General features: G+C 56.1%; 15 protein-coding genes. 2 read left to right on the top strand and 13 right to left on the bottom strand.

Annotation, left to right across the window (positions count from 1 at the left end; all coding sequences use genetic code 11):
* Window positions 1–1,254, top strand: a complete 1,254-nt coding sequence (locus tag H1Y61_RS20055; RefSeq protein ID WP_180574575.1) for an LVIVD repeat-containing protein — start codon at window positions 1–3, stop codon at window positions 1,252–1,254.
* 174 nt (window positions 1,255–1,428) lie between these two features.
* Here H1Y61_RS20055 and mgrA read toward each other — a convergent pair whose 3' ends face one another.
* The 5 genes from mgrA to H1Y61_RS20080 form a co-directional block, all read right to left on the bottom strand.
* Entirely contained in the window at window positions 1,429–2,472 is a 1,044-nt protein-coding gene (gene mgrA, locus H1Y61_RS20060; RefSeq protein WP_180574576.1) for an L-glyceraldehyde 3-phosphate reductase, read from the bottom strand.
* 71 nt (window positions 2,473–2,543) lie between these two features.
* Window positions 2,544–3,806, bottom strand: coding sequence for an SfnB family sulfur acquisition oxidoreductase (locus H1Y61_RS20065; protein WP_180574577.1), 1,263 nt, complete (start codon window positions 3,804–3,806; stop codon window positions 2,544–2,546).
* Window positions 3,807–3,815: 9 nt separating this feature from the next.
* Window positions 3,816–5,084 carry an SfnB family sulfur acquisition oxidoreductase gene (locus H1Y61_RS20070; RefSeq protein ID WP_180574578.1) on the bottom strand — a complete coding sequence of 423 codons (1,269 nt, stop codon included), beginning with the start codon at window positions 5,082–5,084 and terminating at the stop codon, window positions 3,816–3,818.
* A 35-nt stretch (window positions 5,085–5,119) separates the two neighbouring features.
* Complete coding sequence (locus H1Y61_RS20075) at window positions 5,120–6,523, bottom strand: LLM class flavin-dependent oxidoreductase (protein ID WP_180574579.1); 1,404 nt, start codon at window positions 6,521–6,523, stop codon at window positions 5,120–5,122.
* Window positions 6,524–6,765: 242 nt separating this feature from the next.
* Window positions 6,766–8,130, bottom strand: a complete 1,365-nt coding sequence (locus tag H1Y61_RS20080) for an LLM class flavin-dependent oxidoreductase (protein WP_180574580.1) — start codon at window positions 8,128–8,130, stop codon at window positions 6,766–6,768.
* A 337-nt stretch (window positions 8,131–8,467) separates the two neighbouring features.
* Here H1Y61_RS20080 and H1Y61_RS20085 point away from each other — a divergent pair, with 337 nt between their 5' ends.
* Window positions 8,468–10,798 (top strand): methyl-accepting chemotaxis protein, encoded by a 2,331-nt coding sequence (locus H1Y61_RS20085; RefSeq protein WP_180574581.1) that lies wholly within the window; start codon window positions 8,468–8,470, stop codon window positions 10,796–10,798.
* A 230-nt stretch (window positions 10,799–11,028) separates the two neighbouring features.
* Here the strand turns inward: H1Y61_RS20085 and H1Y61_RS20090 are convergent, their stop codons facing one another.
* The 8 genes from H1Y61_RS20090 to H1Y61_RS20125 all read right to left on the bottom strand — a co-directional run bounded on the left by H1Y61_RS20090 (window position 11,029) and on the right by H1Y61_RS20125 (window position 22,584).
* A complete protein-coding gene (locus H1Y61_RS20090) occupies window positions 11,029–11,802 on the bottom strand; it encodes an ABC transporter ATP-binding protein (protein ID WP_180574582.1) in 774 nt (257 codons plus the stop codon).
* A 191-nt stretch (window positions 11,803–11,993) separates the two neighbouring features.
* A complete protein-coding gene (locus tag H1Y61_RS20095; RefSeq protein WP_156633170.1) occupies window positions 11,994–13,328 on the bottom strand; it encodes an ABC transporter substrate-binding protein in 1,335 nt (444 codons plus the stop codon).
* Between the two features lie 103 nt (window positions 13,329–13,431).
* Window positions 13,432–14,433, bottom strand: coding sequence for a branched-chain amino acid ABC transporter permease (locus tag H1Y61_RS20100; protein ID WP_409364007.1), 1,002 nt, complete (start codon window positions 14,431–14,433; stop codon window positions 13,432–13,434).
* Between the two features lie 57 nt (window positions 14,434–14,490).
* Window positions 14,491–15,387 (bottom strand): branched-chain amino acid ABC transporter permease, encoded by an 897-nt coding sequence (locus H1Y61_RS20105; protein WP_174112269.1) that lies wholly within the window; start codon window positions 15,385–15,387, stop codon window positions 14,491–14,493.
* Window positions 15,387–16,277, bottom strand: coding sequence for an ABC transporter ATP-binding protein (locus H1Y61_RS20110; protein ID WP_180574583.1), 891 nt, complete (start codon window positions 16,275–16,277; stop codon window positions 15,387–15,389). Before H1Y61_RS20110 ends, H1Y61_RS20105 begins: the two co-directional genes overlap by 1 nt.
* An 841-nt stretch (window positions 16,278–17,118) precedes the next feature.
* Window positions 17,119–18,150 (bottom strand): LacI family DNA-binding transcriptional regulator, encoded by a 1,032-nt coding sequence (locus H1Y61_RS20115; RefSeq protein WP_180574584.1) that lies wholly within the window; start codon window positions 18,148–18,150, stop codon window positions 17,119–17,121.
* 60 nt (window positions 18,151–18,210) lie between these two features.
* A complete protein-coding gene (locus tag H1Y61_RS20120; protein WP_180574585.1) occupies window positions 18,211–20,283 on the bottom strand; it encodes an alpha-L-fucosidase in 2,073 nt (690 codons plus the stop codon).
* Window positions 20,284–20,358: 75 nt separating this feature from the next.
* A complete protein-coding gene (locus H1Y61_RS20125; RefSeq protein ID WP_180574586.1) occupies window positions 20,359–22,584 on the bottom strand; it encodes a glycoside hydrolase family 95 protein in 2,226 nt (741 codons plus the stop codon).
* Window positions 22,585–22,615 lie beyond the last annotated feature (31 nt).

Raw genomic sequence — 22,615 nt, forward strand, 5'->3', positions numbered from 1 at the left:
ATGACCACCATAGACCTGCCAAAGCCAGACTTTGCCCGCAATATGAAACTGATCGGCCATAACGATATTGGCGGACGCGGCGATGGGCTACAATTGATGGTGCATCATGGCCATGCCTATGTGGCGCATCCTTGGTCGCAGGGCTTCTCCATCATCGATGTGCGTGATCCGAAACATCCGAAAACCGTGAACTATGTGCAGGCCCCCGCCAACACATGGAACATCCATCTGCAAACCCACGGCGATCTGCTGTTGGTGATCAATGCGCTGGATTTGTTTGCCGACGTGGAGAGTTTTACCGATGAAAAGGCCTATTACACCCAATCGGTCGGTGAAACGGTCGCTGCCAGCAAGCGCGAACGGGCGTGGACGGCGGGCATGACCGTCTATGACATTTCCGCGCCAGCCGCCCCGCGCAAAATCGGCCAATTGGACGTGGATGGCGTGGGCTTTCATCGGCTCTGGTATGTTGGTGGGCGTTATGCCTATGCATCGGCGCTGCTGGATGGTTTTTCCGATTATATATTCGTCACCATCGACATGGCCGACCCCACCAAGCCAGAACTGGTTGGCCGCTGGTGGCTGCCGGGCATGAACACGGCAGCAGGCGAAAGCCGCACATGGGCAGATGGCAAGCGTTATGCCCTTCACCACGCGCTGGTGCATGGCGACACCGCCTATGCCTGCTGGCGCGATGGTGGACTGACACTTCTCGACATCAAGGACCATGTAGCCCCCAAATTGATCAAGCACCACAATTGGTCCCCACCCTATGGCGGCGGCACGCATTCGCCTTTGCCACTACCGGGGCGTGATCTGCTGGTGGTGGCCGATGAAGCGGTGTTGGATAATGAAGAAGATGGCCGTAAGCACACATGGGTGTTTGATATCCGCGTGCCGGAAAATCCGATCAGCATTTCCACCTTTCCGATTCCGAATGAGATCGATTACACCCAGAAAGGCGGCCATTTTGGCCCGCATAACCTGCATGAAAACCGGCCCGGCTCGTTTGTGTCAGACACGCTGATTTTCGCCACCTGGCAAAATGCGGGGATTCGCGCTTTTGATATTTCCGATCCATACCATCCGGTGGAAACCGGCGCTCTGGTGCCTGCCGCCCCAACCACGATGACCGACCGCAGACCCGGTCGCCCCAAGGTTATCCAGTCGGCCGATGTGTTTGTGGATGCCAATGGCCTGATTTACGCCACCGATTACAATGCGGGGCTGGAGATTATTGAATATAGTGGGTGACAAAATGTGCGGATTGATGACGCCCCAATCCATCCTCGACGTCATGCTCGGCCCTGTGCCGAGCATCTGCCACATTCAATTTAGCAATCAAGATCAGTGACATAATCGCAGGAAGCAGACCCTCGGGACAGGCCCGAGGGTGACGTTGAGTATGACGACTGGTCCGATCTGCCCTTACACCACTTGATCGTGGGAAGGTTTTTCCCAGAGGTTGATTCCACCTTCGACGGCGTAGCGATCAATCTCGGCCAGTTCTTCGGCTGTGAAGGAGAGATTGTTCAACGCATCAACATTTTCCTGAATCTGCCGTGCAGAACTGGCTCCAATCAGCGCCGATGTCACGCGCGGATCACGCAGCACCCAGGCAATCGCCAACTGCGCCAGCGATTGACCACGGCGGGCGGCAATTTCATTCAAGGCGCGGGCGCGAACAATGTTTTCTTCCTTCAAATGCTCGGGCCGCAGGAAATCCCCGCCGGGGCGGTTGACGCGTGCATCTTCTGGAATGCCGTTGAGGTATTTGTTGGTCAGAAGGCCTTGTGCCAGTGGCGTAAACGCAATGATCCCCGCACCAACATCATCGGCAGCATCAATCAGATCCTTTTCAATCCAGCGGTTGAACAGGTTATAGGCAGGCTGATTGATCAAAAGCGGCACCTGCCGCTCTTTCAAAAGCGCAGCAATCTCGCGGGTCTTGGTGCCGGAGTAGGATGAGATACCAACATAGAGCGCCTTGCCCTGACGCACGGCCTGCGCCAAGGCATCGGCGGTTTCTTCCAAAGGCGTTTCGGCATCATAGCGGTGGGAGTAGAAGATATCGACATAATCAACACCCAACCGCGTCAGGCTCTGATCTAGGCTGGAGAGCAGCGCCTTTTTCGAGCCACCGCCGCGACCATAAGGCCCCGGCCACATATCCCAGCCTGCCTTGGTGGAAATAATCAGCTCATCGCGCAGACCTGCAAAATCCTCGCGCAGGATGCGGCCAAAATTGATCTCGGCGCTGCCTGCCGGTGGGCCGTAATTGTTGGCGAGATCGAAATGGGTAATGCCCAGATCGAAGGCCTTGAACAGAATGGAGCGCTGGGTTTCCACAGGCGTGGTATCACCAAAATTATGCCAGAGGCCAAAGGAAAGCGCTGGCAATTTCAGCCCACTTCGGCCTGTGCGGCGAAAATGGGCGTTATCATAGCGCTTGGGATCAGGCTGATAGGTCATTTTATGGTTTCCTATGGTCAAGAAAAAGCCGGGCGCAGGAAGATGCACCCGGCGGATAGAAAATCTGAACGTCAGATGGCCCCGTGGCGCGGGGGCAGCTGATCATTCAGGTAGAAATTGCCGATATGGTGATATTTCCAGCGCACCGGATCATGCAGCGAATGGGTGCGGGCATTGCGCCAATAGCGATCCAGCCCATAAGCCTCCAACGTGGAGCGCGCACCGCCAAGCTCGATCAGCTTGGTGGCGGCCAATTGCGCCACTTCCGTGCCCAATGCTTTCACTTCGGCCACGGCAATCGAGGCTTCCGCCACGGTTTGCGCGATGGGATTGGCCGTTGCAATATCCAGAATGCGCCCGGCCCGCGCCAACAGCGCATCGGCGGCATGCACACGGATGGAGACATCACCCACGGCATGGATGGTGTGTGGGTCTTCATAGCCATGCTCAATACTCAGTTCGAAAAACGGCCTTGCATGGGCGCGGACATAGGAAATGGTTTCGGCCAAAGCACCCCGTGCAATGCCCACTTGCACCGCCGAATGGATGATCTGGGCAAACGGCCCCATTGCTGTTGGCTGTTCAAAAAGTTCATCATGATCCACCACCTGAAACGGGGTGATTTCCACATCATCAAAGGTCACCGTGCCGCTGCCGGTGGAGCGTTGTCCAAAGGAGGTCCAGTCATCCACCAGATCAAGGCCCGGTGTGGCGCGATCAATAAACACCAGATGCACGCGGCCATTCGGCCCCTTTGCTACCGCGACAATGATATGGGCAAACAACGATCCAGTGGCATAGAATTTTTGCCCGTTTAACAGCAGCTTACCATCGCGTTCCGCAAAATGTGTCTTGTAATCCACCGGGGTTTTGGTGCCGATTTCGGTAAAGGCATTGCCCAGCCGATCCCCATTGAGAACCCGCTGAAAATAATAGGCCTTCTGTTCATCGGAACCAGACAGCCGCAGCGCTTCCACCATATAGAAATGGTTTTGCGGAATCTGCCCAATGGAGGAATCTGCTGCCGAGATGATCGCCGTCACCTCCGCCAGTGTCACCGTTGAGACACCAGCGCCGCCATAGGCCTTTGGCACCGTAATGGCCCAAAGGCCGCTTTGCGAAAAGCGCTCAATCTCGGCCACGGGCAAACGCCGCTGCCGATCACGCTCTGCTGCGCCCACGGCAAAGTCACGCGCCAATTCCTTGGCAATTGCAATGGCCTCAGCATCATCCTTGATCACATGCGCCTTGATCCGGCGTGGCGGAATATGGGGCGCTGGGCGGCCAGCCGTGAGAGCCGCCTGACGGTGGAGTGTACGATCTGTCGTGCTCATCAGCCTGCCTCAGTTCCACGCATGGCGCGGTGGATGCTCGCCATTCAGGTAATAATTGCCAACGTGATAGAATTTCCAACGCACCGGATCATGCAAAGTATGCACCCGCGCATTGCGCCAATGGCGATCCAGACCATGTTCCGCCAATGTCGAGCGGGTTCCGGCCAGTTCAAACAGTTTGTTGGTGGCGAGAATGGCAATCTCGGTGGTCAGCACCTTGGATTCGCCGGTCTTGATGGTTGCTTCAGAGACCGTGTCCAGCGTGGTATTGGCCCGTGCGGCATCAATGCTGCGTCCGGCAATCTCCAGCAAAGCTTCTGCCGCATGCAGGCGGATTTTCAAATCACCAATGGCGGCGATGGTGAACAGGTCTTCGCTAGCCTTTTGCTTGCCGCTATCAATCCACGGACGGCTCAGGGTTTTGACAAACGTGATCGTGTCATCAATCGCCCCACGGGCGATGCCCGCATCAATGGCCGATTGGATGATTTGCGACACAGGACCACCGACGGTGGGATGCTCAAACGAGGTGACTTTCAAAGCCCGCACCTTCGGCACCCGCACATTTTCGATCTTCACCGAGCCAGAGGCCGTGGTGCGCTGACCAAAGCTGGACCAATTGTTGGTCACGGTCAGGCCGGGTGCATCGCGGTCGGCAAACACCAGATAGCCTTGCCCGGTTTCGTCAACACCAACAATTGGCACCACATGCGAGAGAAGGGCTCCGGTGGTGTAGAATTTCTCGCCATTGACGATCACGTCATCGCCGTCATGCACCACCTTGGTTTCAAAATCGGCAACGGTCTTGCTCTTCAATTCAGAAAACGCATTGCCGTAGCGCAAGCCCTGCAAAGCCCAGCCGAAAAACAATTGTTTCTGCTCTTCGGTGCCATCGAGATCAACGGTTGCGACAATGGCCAAATGGTTTTGCGTTACCTGCGCAATGGCCGGATCGGCGCTCGCAATGGTTGAAATCACCTTGGCAAGCGTGGCATAGGACACTTCCGGCCCGCCATAGGCCTTTGGCACGTTGATGCTCCACAGCCCGCTTTGGGAATATTCATCCAGCTCAGTAATCGGCAACAGTCCTTCGCGGTCACGCAAGGCAGCATTGACCTTGAAGCGCTCGGCCAGCCGCTTTGCAATCTCAATCGCCTCGGCATCGGATTGCACAATATGGGCTGGCACGGCTGGGCGCGGGCGCGGCGCTACCGGATCGCTGGAATTAACGCGCGGGTGAACGGTGTAGTCGATCTTGGTGTCAGTAACGGTACCCATAATCGTGCCTCGTTGCTTGAAATTGGGATGAGAATTTAGCTGGCATTGGCCAGCGGAGCCTTTTGGGCGCGTTTGAACGCCTCAATATCGCGGTATTGATCGGCGGGATGGTTTTGCGGCAAATACGGCCCTTGGCCGAACAGCTTTTCGCGCAGCGTTCCCGGCTTGTAGGCGGTGGGATAGGCTCCGCGCTTTTGCAGTTCTGGCACAATGTAGGTGACCACATCCTCAAAGCTGCCGGGCGTGACGGCATAGGCAATGTTGAAGCCATCCACATCGGTGTCATTCACCCATTCTTGCAAAATATCGGCTACCTGATCGGGTGCACCGACAAACACCGGACCCAACCCGCCAATGCCGCCGAATTTTGCCAGTTCTTCAATGGTCCAGGATTTGTCGCCCCCTGCGATATGTTCCACAAACGAATGGATGGCGTTGGTCTCGACCTTCTGGATCACATCGGTTGGGGCATATTGGCCAAAATCAATACCGCTCCAGCCGGACATGAACACCAACGCTCCATCGTAAGAGACATATTGTTTGTAGTCTTCGAACTTGGCCTTGGCTTTCGCCTCACTCTCATCGGTGATGATGGTGATCAGCGTGTAGATCTTGAGGGCATTCGGATCACGCCCTGCGGCAGCAGCCTGCTGGCGAATCTCGGCCACATAGGCTTTCAGAACCGATTTGGTGGGTGCGGCCACAAACACGCATTCCGCATGCTCTGCCGCAAATTTCTTGCCCGGACCAGAGGCCCCTGCCTGATACAGCACCGGGGTGCGTTGCGGTGAAGGTTCGGTCAAACCATAACCGGGCACATCGAAATGCTTGCCCTTATGGCCGATTTCATGAACCTTGGCCGGATCAGTAAAAACCCGCCCCTTCGGGTCACGGATGATAGCTCCCTCTTCCCAGCTGCCTTCCAGCAGTTTGTAGATCACCTCAAGATATTCATTGGCAATCTCATAGCGATTGTCGTGGCGCTTCAGGCCGGCTTGGCCGACGTTTTTCGCACCGCTTTCGAGGTAGGACGTCACAATGTTCCACCCTACGCGGCCCTTGCTGTGATGGTCCGCTGTCGCAAGCCTGCGGGCAAACGTAAAGGGGTGCTCAAACGAGGTTGATGCGGTAATGCCAATGCCCAGATGCTCGGTGGCCAAAGCGATGGGTGCCGCCAGTTGCAACGGATCATTGACCGGAATTTGCGCAGCCTGCTGGATGGCGTGGAAATTGGAGCCTTTGTAAACGTCATAATAGCCAATGACATCGGCAATGAAGATGCCATCAAAAATCCCACGCTCCAGGGTACGCGCCAAATTCTGCCAATAATCCAGATCCTTATAGGTATAAGACCGGTCATCCGGATGCGCCCACAATCCAGGCGATTGGTGTCCGACGCAATTCATATCGAAGGCGTTGAAGTGAATTGTCCTGGTCATCGGCGCCGTCCTTTGCTGCAAACATGCCGAGGCAGCATCGCAGACATTGACGGTTATTGAAGTTAATCTATGTTTTTTATGCACTAAATGAAGGTATGTTTTTCTCTCTGGCTTACCCATTGAGAAAAACATGATTCCGATACAGCGAACTCGTCATGGGCGTTGAGGAAAGCCTTCAGGTGCCAAGCCTTCAGACAGCAAACAACGCCCGGCATAAAAGTTCTGGCCGCAACGTCGTAGCGCTACCTGTCCGTGTGGCGATAACAGCCGCCGGCATGACGGGCGGGAAGCCGGTTGCCTTCACCAAACAGCCGATGGCGCAAGGAGCCGTCACCATAGCTGGTCTTGTAAGCGCCCCTGCTTTGCAATTCCGGCACCACAAACTCGATAAAATCCTCGTAGCTTTCCGGCGTCACGGTGCGGGTGAGATTGAAACCATCGATATCGCCTTCATCGATCCAGGACATCAGCTCCTCTGCCACTTCGCCAGGCGAACCGGTGATCAGCGGATAGCGTCCACCGATGGAAAGCTCGTTCAGCAATTGCCGCTTGGTCCAACCCTTCTGTTTGGCAAGCTGCGTGACGGACTGGATGGCGTTGGTGGGGCCGTACTGGATAGGATCATCAAGCTCGTAGCGGGAGAGATCGATGCCGCTTCCGGCCGAAAAATGCGCCAGGCCCGCTTCCGGGCTGGCATAGCGGCGATAATCCGCCAGCTTGTCGGCGGCGGCTTCCCGACTTTTGTCGGTCACCACAGTAACACCGAGAAAGATCTTGATATCATCAGGACGACGCCCTGCGGCAATCACCTCTTCCCGCAGAGCTTGGGAGGTTTTACGCGCCGCGGCCTTGTCAGTGGCACCGATAAACACGCATTCGGCGTGGCGCGCGGCAAATTTCCGCCCCCGGCCCGATGTGCCGGCCTGATAGAGTACCGGCGTACGCTGGATAGAGGGCTCACTCAGATGGTAGCCCTCGGACTGGTAATAGGGCCCTTTGTGCTGCACCTTGTGAACCTTGGCAGGATCGGCATATATCCGTGCCTGTTTGTCGAGGCGCACGGCCCCCTCCTCCCAACTACTTTCCCAAAGCTTATACAGCAGGTCCATATAGTCATCGGCCTGGTCATAGCGGGCGTCATGCTCTGTCATGCCGGTCTTGCCCAATGCCTTGGCGGCGCTGTCGAGATAGCCGGTGACGATATTCCAGCCGATACGGCCCGAGGTGAGATGATCGAGCGTCGAGATTTTCCGGGCAAAGGTATAGGGCGCCTCAACACTGGTATTCACGGTAATGCCGAAGCCAAGATTGTCGGTCACAGCAGCCATGCCAGATACCAGCAACATCGGATCGTTGACTGGTAGCTGGATCGATTCCCGCAATGTCAGGTCGGCCGAGTTCTGGTAAATATCGTAGACCCCGACAATATCGGCGAGAAACAGCCCATCGAACAGACCACGCTCCAGTGTGCGGGCCAGATCAGTCCAGTAGCGCAGAGATTTATAGTCATGCGAACGGTCGCGCGGATGCGCCCAGAGCCCGTGATTGATATGCCCCACGCAATTCATGTTGAAGGCATTGAGGATGATCTGTTTTCTGGGAGACATATTGAACATTCACCCGGATGAATTGAGGTTAAAAATTATCCCGCTCGCAGGCGGCCAGCGATGAAATCGCCAAGAAACTTGTAGCAAGAAGATGGTGCGGGTCACAATGACAATGAGTGAAATCACAACTGCCGATCGAACTGCTGATCAAATGATGAGACACTTTACATACATGCAAAACTCACGCCACTGGCCGCTTTGAGGCCTCTATACCCGAGCGAATGGCGAGACTGGCAATTTTATACGGAAAGACGTCATAAAAAGCCTGATGGCGTTAACCGCAGTTTATCCAAATTGGCTTTCAATGAGTTGAAATTTGCAACCATTGGAACTTACCATGACGCTCTCCATCAGAAATGTGCTCATTAGCGTTTTCGCCCTGCTCAGCCTCATGCTGAATGTGCTGGTTGGAAATTCCATGCTGTCTTCGTACCGCACCTATCAGGTCAATGCCGAAGTTTCGGAACTGACCGGTTTTGACAAGGCGTTGTTCAAGGCGCTTTTGGCATTTCGCAGCGAGCGCGGCGACAGCGCGTCCGCCCTGTCGATCTCCATTGCCGATGGCGCTGGCTCCGTCCAATCGGTGCAGAAAAACCGGGCGGTTGTCGATGCTGGTATGAATGAGGCAAAAGCAATCGCTGGAGCGATCACGGCTACCGAATTGTCGGCGCCGATCGCAACGGTGTTGGCCACTTATGAAAAAGTCGCGACCTATCGCCAAACTATCGATGCCGAACTGGCAAAGCCGCTCGAGGCTCGCGACGCAAGCATCACCAAGGCGTCAATGGATCTGGGCGGAACGTTCCTGGCAGATCTTGAAAAGGCGTCCGAGGCTGCGGAAGGCCGCATGCGCACGCTCGACGCGGCGTTGATGCCTATGATCCAGATGCGCGCCTATGCATGGTCGACCCGTGCCCTTGGCGGCGGAAGCGCCCTGATCCTCAACAACGCCGTGACCTCTGGCCAGCAGATTTCGGCTGAGAACCAGGTCAAACTGGCCGCGGGAGACGCCAATGTCGCCTATGCGTGGAAAGCTGTTCGGGTGCTCGTCGATCATAAGGATACGCCCCAGGCCATCAAGGATGGTTTCAAGATCGCCGATGCAGCGTATTTTACCGGTGACTACGCTAAGATGCGCGCCGACGTCATTGCCAAACTGAGTGCGGGCGAAAAGTCGCCGCTGACAATCGATCAATGGAGAGCGCCGACCACGGCTGCCCTGGGGAAGGTTGCGGATATCGCATCGCTTGCCATGGATACGCTGAACGCCAATGCCGTAACTGCCAAGTCAACAGCGCTGACCCATACATTGTCGTTCCTGGCGCTCTTCCTGTTGGTACTGGCGCTCGGCATCATCGGCTTGGCCGTCATCGTCCGCAAGGTCATTCGCCCGATCGGCGCGTTGACACGTTGTATGGGCGCATTGGCCGACGGCGACCTGTCGGTTGTCGTTCCCGGCGCCAAACGCCGGGACGAAATGGGCGAAATGGCGCGTTCCGTGGAAGTGTTCCAGATTGCAGCCATCCGCAACAAGGAGCTAGAGGCCAACGCCGAGGAAAACCGCAGGATCGCCGAGCGCGATCGCATCGAGACGCAGCGCCGTATAGAAGAGGAGGCCGAGGAGCGACTGACCCGCGCCACCGGCGCGCTGGCAAGCGGTCTGCAGAAACTTGCCTCCGGTGATATGCTCTGTGAGATTTCCGAGGAGTTTGCGCCGCGCTTCGAGGAACTGCGCCAGGACTTCAACGCCTCCGTCAGCCAGTTGCGCACCACACTTCTGGCCGTCGGTGGCTCTGCCCTGGCCGTGTCGGGTGGCAGCAGCGAAATCTCGCATGCATCGGACGACCTGGCCAAGCGAACCGAGCAGCAGGCTGCTTCGCTCGAAGAGACCGCCGCAGCCCTTGAGGAAATCACCGCCAATGTGAGAGCGACCTCGAAGCGAACCGGCGAAGCCCGCGATCTGGTGCGTGATACCAAAAGCCGTGCCGAGCAATCGGGTGTCGTCGTCAATAATGCTGTCACAGCAATGGAGCGCATTGAACACGCCTCCCGCCAGATCGGCCAGATCATTGGCGTGATTGATGAGATTGCCTTCCAGACCAATCTACTGGCATTGAATGCCGGGGTGGAAGCCGCCCGCGCCGGTGAAGCAGGTAAGGGCTTTGCCGTCGTCGCCCAGGAAGTCCGTGAACTGGCGCAACGTTCGGCCAATGCCGCCAAGGAAATCAAATCGCTGGTCTCCAATTCGGAAGTCGCCGTCAGCGAAGGCGTCAAACTGGTCAACGATACCGGCGAAGGGTTGACGGCGATCGCCAGCCTCGTCCAATCGATCAATCAGCATATGGATGCAATCGCCACGGCAGCGCAGGAACAGTCCGTCGGCCTTGGCGAAGTCAATACCGCTGTCAACCACATGGACCAGGCGACGCAGAAGAATGCGGCCATGGTCGAGGAAATGAACGCGGCCGGCGCTGGCCTGGCGCAGGAGAGCGGCAAACTGGCCGAATTGCTCGGCCAGTTCCGCACAGGAGATAACCGTCAGGCCGGACACGCGCCCACTGGCCGAGCCCCTGCCAGACCTGCAACTCGGCCCGCCACACCATCGCGCCAGACCTATGCCACTCAGGGCAATGCTGCGCTGAAGGGCGAGAGTTGGGAAGAGTTCTGAGGACGGCTCTGTTTACAATGGACACCGTCCTGATGCTGTCCAGTTGGTGAGCGCGTTTCACGCCTGACAGAAATGGTATAGATGCCCGCTGAAACGCCGCCGAACACGCGGAAACCGTGTCAGCGGGCATCGATGATGCAGCGCAAACACCTTAAACCCCGCCTGAGCGAAAGCCTCGCTTCGACATTCTGTTTCAGAGGCCTTCGGTTTACGATACCCGTCAGACGCGCTCATATGACATGGTCATTCGCAAGCTGATTGTTCTGCCCGAGATAAAAGGATTTCACATCGTCTCGCTCGCGGATCTCGCGGGCAGTGCCCGTCAGCACATCCTTTCCATTTTCGAGAATGGTAGCGCGGTGGGCATAGGTGAGAGCAATCGCTGAATTTTGGTCGGCGACGAGAATGGATAGCCCCTCCTCCCGGTTCAATCGGCGCAGGGTACGAAATATGTCCTGCACCACGATGGGGGCAAGACCCATGGACGGCTCGTCAAGAACAAGCAGACGGGGACGCGACATCAGAGCCCGGCCAACCGCCGTCATTTGTTGCTCGCCACCGGAGGTGAGGCCCGACAGTGTCCAGCGTTTTTCTTTCAGTCGGGGAAAGAGCCCATAGATACGCTCGAGATCATTGGCGATTTCCGCCCGCGAACTGCTGCGTCCCAAACCACCGCATGTCAGATTTTCCTCGACGGACAGGCTATGGAAGCAATGGCGCCCTTCCAATACCTGTACAAGGCCGGCGCGCACCAGCGCCGCCGGGCTTGTTTTGGTGACATCTACGCCGTCAAAATGGATAGACCCGGCATTGATCTGTCCGCGCTCTGCCGAAAGAAGGTTTGACACCGCCTTCAGCACCGTCGTCTTACCCGCTCCATTCGCGCCCAAAAGGGCTAGAATCTCGCCCCGCGCAAGCGAAAAGCTGACACCATGCAAAGCGGTGATAGCATGATTGTAGGTGGCTTGCAGCCCATCCACCTGCAACAATCTAGCGTCTTTCATGGGATCGATTCCTCGTTGTTCTGGCAAAAAATTGCCCCGTCACGGCGTCACTTCAATTGAGCGCTGAACCGCGAAATCAGCCCATCTCGTTGTCGATGGGCTGATTTTCCAAGGCAAATATCTCAAGTCCATCAGATGCTTGAACTATTTGCAAAAGGACCAGGAACTGACATCTTCAGTCCCTGTTGGTGTTAATTGGTAACGCCATCCGCATCGGCAGCCGTGCGGATCTTGATGCCTTTATCCTTGGCATAAGCCTCGGAGGACTTTTCAATGATCGGCCGCAGCAACGCCCAATCCGGTGCAATCCAATCAGACACGACGTTCCATTTCTTGCCGTCCCATTGCTGGAAGGTCACATAACCATTGCCCTCGTGATTGTCCCAGGTGACATTGATGGAGTGAAACAGGTCTTTGGCGCCAAGTTCCTCAACGCGCTTCTGGTCCAGTTGCAAATGCTCGAAGCCCCAGCGTACTTCGTCGCCGGTCAGCGTGCGCTTGCCGAATTTTGCCTGCGCGATGCGGATCGCCTCGACATTCAGGATGCCATTGACGATACCCAGGTTGTGATAGACGGAGCCGATGCGTTTTTTGTCTTCCAGGTTGCCCTTGCCACTATCATAAAGCGTCTTGACGATTTCCTTGACGACTGGATACTCGGCACCGGACGCCTGGGTGGTGATGGCGGTATAGCCTTTGGCGGCATCGCCTGCCGGGATCACATCTTCTTCAGAATTGGACCAGACATTGCCAATGATATGGTCCACCGGAAAGCCGGTTTTGGCAGCTGTTTTCAGGGCCACCGGGTTCATCACGCCCCAACCGCGCAACACGACGTAATCAGGTTTGGCGCGACGAATGGTGAGCCATTGGGCTTGTTGTTCGTTGCCGGGATGCGGCACCTCGATCTGCTGGACATCAAAACCGTATTTCTTGGCCAGCAATTCATAGATCGGAATGGTTTCCTTGCCATAAGGCGAGCCGTGATAGAGAACCACGATCTTCTTGCCCTTCAGGTTTTCGATCCCGCCCAGCTTGGAGCCAATATAGTTCACGATACCGGAGGTTTCGCTGTAGGGATTGAGCAACAAGGGGAAAACATAGGGAAATACGCGGCCATCGGTGGAATCCGTACGACCGTGGTTGATGGTGATCAACGGTGTCTTGTCGGCGGTAATGCGGTCGATCATCGCATAGGCGATGCCCACGGATAACGGGTTCCAGGCGGCGACGTTCGGATTGCTTTTCAGGCGCTCATAGGCTTCGACGCCACGTTCGACCTCGTATTGGGTTTCGGCCTCCGACCAGGTGAGCTTGACGCCATTGACGCCGCCATCCCGGGTGTTGATCAGGTTGAGATAGTCGATAAACCCGCCAAAGAAACCGGTTCCACCTGCGGCATAGGGACCGACGCGGTAGCTCTGCAAGGGAAAATACTGCTCATCGGCATGCGCTACGGGAAGCGCGACACTCAACGAGATGCCGATCACCAATGCCGTGGCCTTGAATTTCGAAAGAATGCTCATGCTTGGATACACTCCTGGTATTGCCCGGTGCGATGCGCATCGGACGTGTTCATGGATGATGGATGGATTGCGGATAAACGGCGTGCGGAGAGAGAGAGCCGGATCAGGCTGGCCAAACCGGCACGCCGAAGCGTTTTCGGATCCTGTCGATAAGGGCGGCAAGCCCATCTGGCTCAAGGATCAAGAAAAGAATGATGAGTGCGCCGAGCACGATACGCTGCGTCATATCGAGCACGCCGCTATCGAACAGGTCACCAAAGACGAAGGCCCCAACCCGCGACAGCACCACCGGAAACACCACGATCAGGGCCGCCCCGAAAAAGGCACCGCGCAGCGAGGCCAGACCGCCAATGATGATGATGAACAACACCTGGAATGAGCGATCCAGGTTAAAACCCGCCGGTTCGACGGTGCGCAGATAGGCAAAGGCCCAGAGCACACCGGCGATACCAATGATGAAAGACGACACGGCAAAGGCCAGAAGCTTGGTGCGTAACACCGGAACGCCGATAATGCGCGCCGCCGTTTCGTTATCTCGCACCGCGATGAAATTGCGACCCGTTTGAGAAATCACCAGCCGATGAGCGAGAAAGGTGACGAGTGTAACGATGATCAGCGCAAAATAGTAGCGCCCGACCGGCCCCTCGAAGGTAAAACCGGCAAGCGTCAGCGGCGGCGCATCGATGACACCCGAAGCGCTATCGTTGGAAAACCAGCTGAATTTCGTCAACGCCCACTGGACGAAGAACTGTGCAGCAAGGGTGGAAACCGCGAGATAGAAGCCGCGCAGCCTAAGGCTTGGCAAGCCGAAGACAATGCCAATGGCCGCAGCGGATAGACCCGCGAGCAGGATGCTGACGATAAGCGGCAGGGAACCAGCCCGCAGGTCAAAATTGAAGCAGGCAAACGCGCCAACCGCCATGAAGGCCGCGCTGCCAAGCGACACCTGGCCTGCATAACCGGTCAGCAGATTGAGCCCGACCCCTGCGAGGCTAAGGGCCAGAAAGGGCAGCAGGATACCATCGAACAGGTAGCTCGTGCCGATCACTGGAAGAATGCCATAGGCCACCAAAAGCACCAGCAGGGTGGCGACAGAGATCGGCATCGCTTTTGCTGGCGTGATCCTCGCAGGCGTCACGTTGGGCGAAACAGCAGACATGGATCAAACCCTTTCCACGAGCTTTTGGCCGAAAAGACCGGAGGGGCGCACAAGTAAAAACAGCAGGGCAATCACATAGGCGAACCACCCTTCAATCCCCCCGCCAAAATAGGCCCCGATATAGACTTCGGCCAATTTCTCAGAAGCGCCAATCAGCAGCCCGCCGATAATCGCCCCCAGGATGGAATCAAAACCGCCCAGCACCAGCACAGGCAGTGCTTTCAGCACGATCAAGGATAAGGAAAACTGCACGCCGGAGCGCGCGCCCCACAAGAGCCCAGCAACCAGCGCCACAAGCCCGGCGGCGGCCCACACACTTGCCCAGATCCAGGGAAGTTTCAGGCCAACGGCTAGTGCCGCAAACGGATCATCGGCGACCGCACGAAAACCAAGCCCAATGCGGGTATAGCGAAAGAACACGGACAGGACGACAACAAGCCCAAAGGCAACGACCGCTGCGAAAATATCGAACTTGCTGATAAACACACCCGCGATATCGAAAGGAACATCTTCAATGCCCAGATCAAGCCCATGCACCTGCGTGCCCCAGAGCAGTTGGGCTGCTCCTTCAATCATGTAGGACAGGCCAAGCGTGGCCATGAACATGGTAATCGGCGGCTTGTTGGTGAGCGGACGAAGGACCGTCCGCTCAATGCCAATGCCGAGCAGGATCATGATGGCGAAGGTAACCAGGAAGGCGAGCGGAAAACCAAACCCGCGCTCTGTGAGGCTGACGAAGGTCAGCGCTGCAAACAGCAGCATGGCACCCTGTGCAAAGTTCAAAACACCCGATGTCTTGTAAATCAGCACGAAACCGATTGCCACGAGCGAATACATCACGCCGGACAGCAATCCGCCGACAAGCACTTCGGTAAAAAACAACCCGTCAAAATCGGCCATCAAATGCCATCTCCGTCTTCATTCTCTGGTGCAACACCGAGATAGGCATCAATGACTTTCTGGTCAGCGGAAATTTCCGCTGGTGTGCCATCGGCAATTTTCCGCCCGTAATCCAGCACCGCCACATGGTCGGAAAGGCCCATAACGACGCCAATATCGTGCTCGATCAACACCACAGTGGTGCCAAATTCATCCCGTGCGGCGCGCACATAATGCGCCATTTCGTTTTTCTCGGTGGCTGTCATGCCAGCCATTGGTTCGTCCAGCAGCAAGATGTCGGGCTCTGCGACCAGGGCACGGGCAAGCTCCACCCGCTTTTGAAGACCGTAAGGCAAAGTACCCGCAAGGCGATCCCTGAGGTCGGTGAGATGCAGAAAATCGAGAATTGCCACCGATTTGTCGCGGGCATCCTTATGCTCACGGGCAGCCCTGCCATAGCCGATGATCTGCTCCACAAAACTGGATCTATTGCGGTAAACGCGGCCCGCCATGACATTGTCCAGAACACTCAACCCCTTGAACAGGGCGAGGTTTTGAAAGGTTCGGGCAATACCAAGCTGCGCGAACCTCTGGGTCGGCACGCGGCTGAAATGGAGTTCGCCGATGGAAACGCGGCCGTGATCCGGCTGATAGAGACCGCTGATCACGTTAATGATGGAGCTCTTACCAGCACCATTCGGGCCGATAATGGCGCGGATCTCACCTTTGCTCACCTTCAGATCAATATCGCTGAGCGCTATAACGCCTCCAAAAGACAGAGTGACCCCAGAGAGGGCCAAGGCATTTGAGGAAGCCTTTGCACTGTTGACCGCAGCCACATCATCCACCGATGCGCTCAGATCAGCCAAGAAAATGGCACCAGATCGGGCCGCCTGCATAGCAATCGTCATGTTGTAAGCCCTCCTCATCTCCAGATCGCTGCGCCCAAAGAGCGATTTACTGTGCTTGTCTGGTCTCAGAGTCTGTCTGGTTCATATTGAACCTAACGGACTCTCAGTTCTCTTGTTTTCGTTTGTCTTTTCGGCAAACCCAGGTTCCACTTTCCCCTGACAAACTTTGGCGCACAGCAAACGTTTCCGTGCCGTCCGATGTCTCCAGATCTTATGGAGGCGGCATTTGGCCGGTTTGATAAAGTCCCTTCAGAACGCACCCGTGCAGGATGTACACTTGGCGAAATGACAGACGTTTCCTGCTGTCTGCGAGCGGCACAAACCGACATGATGCAAGCCGAACAACCGCGTTGATCCGATTTTCACCATTCAATAGAGCCGCAATAGATACATCCGCACATCAATCAAAAGCCTGTTTCGCACCCAGAAAGAAACCGGTCTTTATTTAAGGTCAGAACCAACACTTATTGAGGTTAATTAGAAACACAGCATACGAAGCGCGTGGAAAACAAAATATATTTTCATTTTCCTATACTTTTGACTGCCGACGCCCCCTTTTCAATTCCGTACTTGTTCAGCGCGATTATTTATCTATAATTTCCATAGATTTTAAAGGTTTTATTTTCTAATTTTTGCGCTTAGCGAAGAATGACCGTTGGGCTGAACGCGCCACCAAACGCGCTATAATCTAAGCTGGAAACCGATGCGCCTTGTCACGAGATTTCGCAAAATCCACTGAAGGCGTTGAGATCAAATCCATACATATCAACGCGAATGGCAAGGTGCCCGTTGATCGCATAGCCCAAATCGCCTGTATCCAGGTTTTTTTAAGAAAGGCACATCATCGGGATGATCGGCGAAAGTGGCTTGATCCGCGCAATATCAAATTGCAATCGAGAGTGCGCGTGCGTATGTCCGGAACATTGTCTTGTGTTAACCGCGACAAAACATAAGCGCTGATCGATTGCGCTATTTTTTCAATAGGTTGAGCGATGGCGGTCACTCCGTCATCATAGAGGCGAAACAGTTCCACATCATCGAAACTGACGATGGCGATGTCTTCCGGCATCCTTGCCCGGTGTTCCCGGACCCATTCCAGAATGCCGTAGGTCATTTTATAATTGGCGGAGAAGACCGCTGTTGGCGGCTCAGCCAGCGCCATGAATTTCTGAATGGCAGAATATCCGCCTTCTTCGGTCCAGTCGCCGGAATGCAGGTAGGAAGGGTTGAAAGGAATCCTGCCCTCTTCCAGGGCCTGCTGATAGCCATTCAGGCGCTGCAATCCCGATGATGTATCCAATGTGCCAAAGGCCGTGGCGATCCGTGTATGACCGAGATCGATCAGATGGCGGACAGCACGGTAGGATGCCTTGGCATTTTCGACGAACACGCGATCAACGCGCAACCCCATGATATCATTATTGTAGACGGTTACCGGAATACCGCGTTCCACGAATCTCTCGACTTCATTGGGAATGTCTCCATGTCCCGCAAGAATGAGCGCATCGACATTCTGCCCAGCAAAATAGGAGAGGGATTCACTCAGCAGCCTGATGTCACCATCATGGCAATAGGTCAGCAGCGTTCTGCCGCTCTGACGAAACAAGCGCGCCAGATGATTGAGGAGCTGGGCATGAAACTCATCCAGCTCCGGCGTCAAAAAGCCAATCACATCGGTCTTGTCGCTTTTCATCGCCCGCGCGGCGGCACTGCGTTGAAAAGACAGGGCCTCAATGGCCCGCTCAATTTCGGCGCGGTTGCCATTGCGCACCGTTTGCCCATTGAGATATCGGGACACCGTGCCGATGGCCACACCTGCGGCCTCGGCCACATCGTGGATGGTTGCCTGTTTTCGCTTGCCGGTTATTTCCACAGGCCCTCTCCGCAGCTCCAGTCTTGGCCCTGGCAAGGACACACGAGCAATCGTCTCACATCATTTGGGCACCACGCCGTCAATCACAATCGCACGGTGAATGGAAAGGCCTGGCAGATCAACCGTGATTGCGCCATCTGCTTGTTTTTTCCAAGCAAATGTCTCACCTGAAATCGCATCATAGACCGATGATGGCGTCCCAGGCAGCCGGACCGTGAAGGATAACGGCCCGATGGAGGGAATATCCTCGATCATCTCCATGGGTCTTGCTGTCGGCTGCCAATTGATCCGCACCGACTGACCGCGGATCTGTGGGATGCCGCAGAGAAGGTGAACTATGCTGCGATTTTCATGGGCCTGTACCGTCAGCGTCGCACGGCCTGCGGATGGCAAAGTGGTTTCCAGCATCCGCCCCGGCATTAGCCGTTCGATCAGCGCATCGACCAGATATTTGTAGAGAGGCTGCCCCATGGCGCGGTAAAGTGCAAAGACCGGATAGGCGATGGTGCCTACCTTGCCATGCACTGCGCAGGCCACGCCAATAGCATCCGCCTCAGGATCATCTGGCGTATGCTGATGCGAGCAGAAATGGTTGAAGGCACGATTGAAATAGGGCGGCCTTATGCTTGCCAGAACAGTGGCGCCCGCCGCTTGCAGTTTTTCGGCCTCGGCATAGACCACGAAGGGGCTTGCCGGCAGGCGCGCATCGGTCAATGCTTCGGTGATCTGCGCATAGGATGGCTCGAAGGCGATGTTTTCGCCTGTGAGTGTCAGGCCCGTCTCAAAGGCAAAAGCGCCGGTATTCGGTGTGCGGCCAGACTGGCCGGAAATGAGGACCGCGCCACCCGAGGCGAGATAGGCATCGAATTTTGCCTTTAAGGCAGCATCCACCGGGATCGTATCGGGTAAGATAATCAGGCGATGGCGGGAAAAATCCATCTCCGGGTCGATGACGTCGAAACATCTATGCAATTCCAGCAGCATCTGCACCGCACCGTCATCGCTATCGCGCACACGCTCCACACCGTCCCGATGGAAATATTCGGTGGCGAGAATGGCGATGTCAGAGACCTGTTCCGCACCCTCCAGAAAGGGTTCAAGAGCAGCGATCCGGCGAAAGGCCGGGGCGATGCTGCGATAGGTATCGGCATTGATCCGGCCATTGGGATGGAGCTGATCGCCAACCAGGCATTTAGACCCAAGCGCCACCATCATGGCACATTCATATTCCAGCGCATCGGGATGTTTGAATCCGCCGAATTCGCCCCAACTGGTGTGGAATTTGCCGGTATGACTGACAAAATCCAGGCCAAGCCGCGCCGCATAGCGGGCGCTGGAGGGAAAGTGATTATAGCCCCAACCGCCCGTGGGCAGGCTTTCCAGTTCAAGATGGGTGTAAGGCGCGAAACGGTCTTTGCCATATTTGTTGATATGGCCGCTGTTGTAAAAGATCCGCGCCTGCGGAAATTCGCGCCGCAGAACGGTGCTCATTTCCTCGCGGAACTGCGCATTGACGGCCTCGTCATTGGCCAGCCGATCCACCTTGTTCAGCGGGTCGAGATTGAGGCGTGCCATGCGCGCAAGACAGGCAGTGCAGACGCAATCCGGCGTCTGGATAATGTCGAAGAACAGCCCGGCAGTCGGATAAAGCGTCAGAACCTCTCTGGCTTCGGCCATCAAGTAGCTACGAAAATCATCTTGGTTGAGGCACAAGGTGTGCCAGGCCGCGCTTAACTGGTTCTGGGCCGAACGATCATGGTCATCGGCATGGTCAAGATGATTATTGGCCTTCATCACCCGCCATTCGGGATGCAGGCGGGCAGTCCGCTCATCCCACTGCACCGAGAGATAGATGGGCGTTTCAATATCAGCAGCGTTGCAGGCGGCAATCATCTCCCCCAGCAGATCGGGGCGAGACAGATTGGGATGCGGCGCACCCACCTTGGTCGGATAATAGGACCAGCCATGGTGGCATTTGGCAAACAGCGTGATGGAATTGACATGCGATTGCTTCAGCGTGTCAACGAACGCTTCAGCGTCAAACTGGCTGCCAATGCCCGGAATATGCTCGGATGTGTGAAAATCGAGATGAATTTGACGATAGCGCAATGGACGCAATGAATTCTGCGACATGATGGCTCCTTTTCTCCGGCACGAAAGCCGCGAAAATCCTGTTAGAACACCTGAAAATGGATGGTGAAATATCTGCTATCGACTTTCCCAAACCTCGCCTTCCCTAAGTTGAACCTCAAGGACATCAGCAGGTTGGCGGATGGTGAGTGGCCCGGAGTGGCCAGCCGTGATGCGGAGTGAAGACAGTTTTCCTGCTTGCCAGCTGAGATCAACCGTGTGACCGCCACGGATGCGCACCCCCTTCAGGCTGCCACTTGACCATTGTTCCGGCAAAGCAGGCAGAAGGCGAAGCTCGCCGGGGCGCGATTGTACCAGCATTTCCACAATCCCAGCCGCTCCCCCAAAATTTCCGTCGATCTGGAAAGGCGGATGGGCGTCCATGAGGTTCGGATAGGTGCGCTCCGGCGTCAAAAGCTTGGTCAGAACCTGGGCAGCCCGATGGCCATTACCCAGTCTGGCCCAAAGGTTCAGCCGCCAGCCAATGCCCCAGCCCGTTGCATCATCACCGCGCCGCTCCAGAACAATCTGTGCGGCCTTAGCCAGTTCAGGCGTTTCCAATGGGTCGATTTGCAGGCTCGGATAAAGCCCATAGAGATGAGAGACATGGCGATGCTGCTGCTCTGGCGCGTCCAGATCCCAGTCGTCCATCCATTCCTGCAATTGACCTCCTTTGCCGATACGGTCTTCCGGCAGGCGGGCACGGGTGGCGACCGCTGCTGTACGAAGCTCGCCGTCCCGGCCAAGCGTGGCGCTGGCATCCGCGAATGCCTCAAACAAATCGCGGAGAATCTGGTTGTCCATGGCCGGTGCGGCGCAGAGTGAAGAACCAAAAGGATGGGAGTTTTCCGGCGACAGGGATGGGCAAGTGCCGAGGTAATTGCTATCAGGCAGGGCTACCAGCGTATCCAGCGCAAATTCCACCGCCCCCTTGATCAAAGGATAGATGCGCTCCAGCACGGCGCGATCCGGATTGAAGCGATAGTGATCATAAAGCTGGGCGCAGAGCCAGGCACCGCCCATCGGCCAGAGACCCCAATGGGGTCCATCAATCGGGCCAGTAGCACGCCAGATATCGGTGTTATGGTGCAAAACCCAGCCGCGTGCGCCGTAATGGGCCTTGGCCATCTCGCGGCCGGTGTCGGCCACATCTTCCACCAACTCCACCAGCGGCAAAAAGGTCTCGGACAGATTGGCAACATCGGCCAACCAGTAATTCATCTCCAGATTGATGTTGACGGTATATTTACTGCCCCAGGCTGGCAGAATATCTTCATTCCAAATGCCCTGGAGATTGGCGGCCTGCGTGCCGGGTCTGGAACAGGAAATGGCAAGGTAGCGGCCATACTGCAAATAGAGCGCGGCCAGTGAGGGATCATTGCCTTCGGCATAGGCGGCAACGCGCTTGTCGGTGGGAAGCGTTGGCACGGGCTTATCACCGAGGGAAATTTGCATCCGGTCAAACAGGCGGCGATGCTCTATGACATGCGCTTCCAGCAGCGCCTCATAGGGCAGCATAGCCGCTGCATCCAGACGTGCTTTGATCTGCGCCTGCGGATCACCATCGACATTCCTGTAGTTTTGAAAGCTGGTGCCTGCATCGATTAGCAACACGACGCTGGACGCTTCACGCACCCGAATGGTTTCCTCGCCAATATCGACAAAGCCCCCCTCGGACAGCACCCGCACCCGGAAAGCGAAGCGCAACGCGCTATCAATGCCGTTTTGCCGACGATTACGCCCGTCATAGCCAAGGGTGGCATCGGCGATATCAATCGGATCGCCATTTTGCGGGCTGCTCAGCATCACCGTCATCGACAAGGCACCGGGCTGATCCACGGCAATGCGGCAAACAATCACGTCCTGAATGGCGCTGGCAAACACATCGCGGCGAAAATGCACGCCGTGGCAATCATATTGCGTGATAGCAACAGCCGTTTCCAGATCAAGCGAGCGGCGATAGTTGGTGACGGTCATATCATGATGCAGGTCGAGCCAGACATCGCCAATCGGCTGATAGGAGGTCTGTCGATCCGGCTTGGCCATGGCCCCTTCATAGGCCTTGCGGTCTGCCTCCTGATACCGTCCGGCAAGGATCAGATTACGCACCTCAGGCAAGGCAGCGCGGGCATCGGGATTGATCGGCTGGTAAGGGCCACCGCTCCAGAATGTGCTCTCATTGATCTGAAGGCGTTCATTCCAGGCATCTCCGAACACCATGGCCCCCAGCCGACCATTGCCAACGGGAAGGGCCTCGGTCCAGACAGATGCGGCACGGTCGTACCAGAGTTCATTATCGCTCATGATTAGAAATCCCATTGAAAATATTAGCTGA

The sequence above is a fragment of the Agrobacterium vitis genome, assembly GCF_013426735.1.
Taxonomy (GTDB): Bacteria; Pseudomonadota; Alphaproteobacteria; order Rhizobiales; family Rhizobiaceae; genus Allorhizobium; species Allorhizobium vitis_D.

Coding starts and splice junctions, on each gene's coding strand:
- H1Y61_RS20120 (WP_180574585.1), bottom strand. CDS start 20,283: ATGTCGCAGAATTCATTGCGTCCATTGCGCTATCGTCAAATTCATCTC.
- H1Y61_RS20100 (WP_409364007.1), bottom strand. CDS start 14,433: ATGCCGATCTCTGTCGCCACCCTGCTGGTGCTTTTGGTGGCCTATGGC.
- H1Y61_RS20085 (WP_180574581.1), top strand. CDS start 8,468: ATGACGCTCTCCATCAGAAATGTGCTCATTAGCGTTTTCGCCCTGCTC.
- H1Y61_RS20090 (WP_180574582.1), bottom strand. CDS start 11,802: ATGAAAGACGCTAGATTGTTGCAGGTGGATGGGCTGCAAGCCACCTAC.
- H1Y61_RS20075 (WP_180574579.1), bottom strand. CDS start 6,523: ATGACCAGGACAATTCACTTCAACGCCTTCGATATGAATTGCGTCGGA.
- H1Y61_RS20110 (WP_180574583.1), bottom strand. CDS start 16,277: ATGACGATTGCTATGCAGGCGGCCCGATCTGGTGCCATTTTCTTGGCT.
- H1Y61_RS20055 (WP_180574575.1), top strand. CDS start 1: ATGACCACCATAGACCTGCCAAAGCCAGACTTTGCCCGCAATATGAAA.
- H1Y61_RS20070 (WP_180574578.1), bottom strand. CDS start 5,084: ATGGGTACCGTTACTGACACCAAGATCGACTACACCGTTCACCCGCGC.
- H1Y61_RS20125 (WP_180574586.1), bottom strand. CDS start 22,584: ATGAGCGATAATGAACTCTGGTACGACCGTGCCGCATCTGTCTGGACC.
- H1Y61_RS20105 (WP_174112269.1), bottom strand. CDS start 15,387: ATGGCCGATTTTGACGGGTTGTTTTTTACCGAAGTGCTTGTCGGCGGA.
- H1Y61_RS20065 (WP_180574577.1), bottom strand. CDS start 3,806: ATGAGCACGACAGATCGTACACTCCACCGTCAGGCGGCTCTCACGGCT.
- H1Y61_RS20095 (WP_156633170.1), bottom strand. CDS start 13,328: ATGAGCATTCTTTCGAAATTCAAGGCCACGGCATTGGTGATCGGCATC.
- H1Y61_RS20080 (WP_180574580.1), bottom strand. CDS start 8,130: ATGTCTCCCAGAAAACAGATCATCCTCAATGCCTTCAACATGAATTGC.
- mgrA (WP_180574576.1), bottom strand. CDS start 2,472: ATGACCTATCAGCCTGATCCCAAGCGCTATGATAACGCCCATTTTCGC.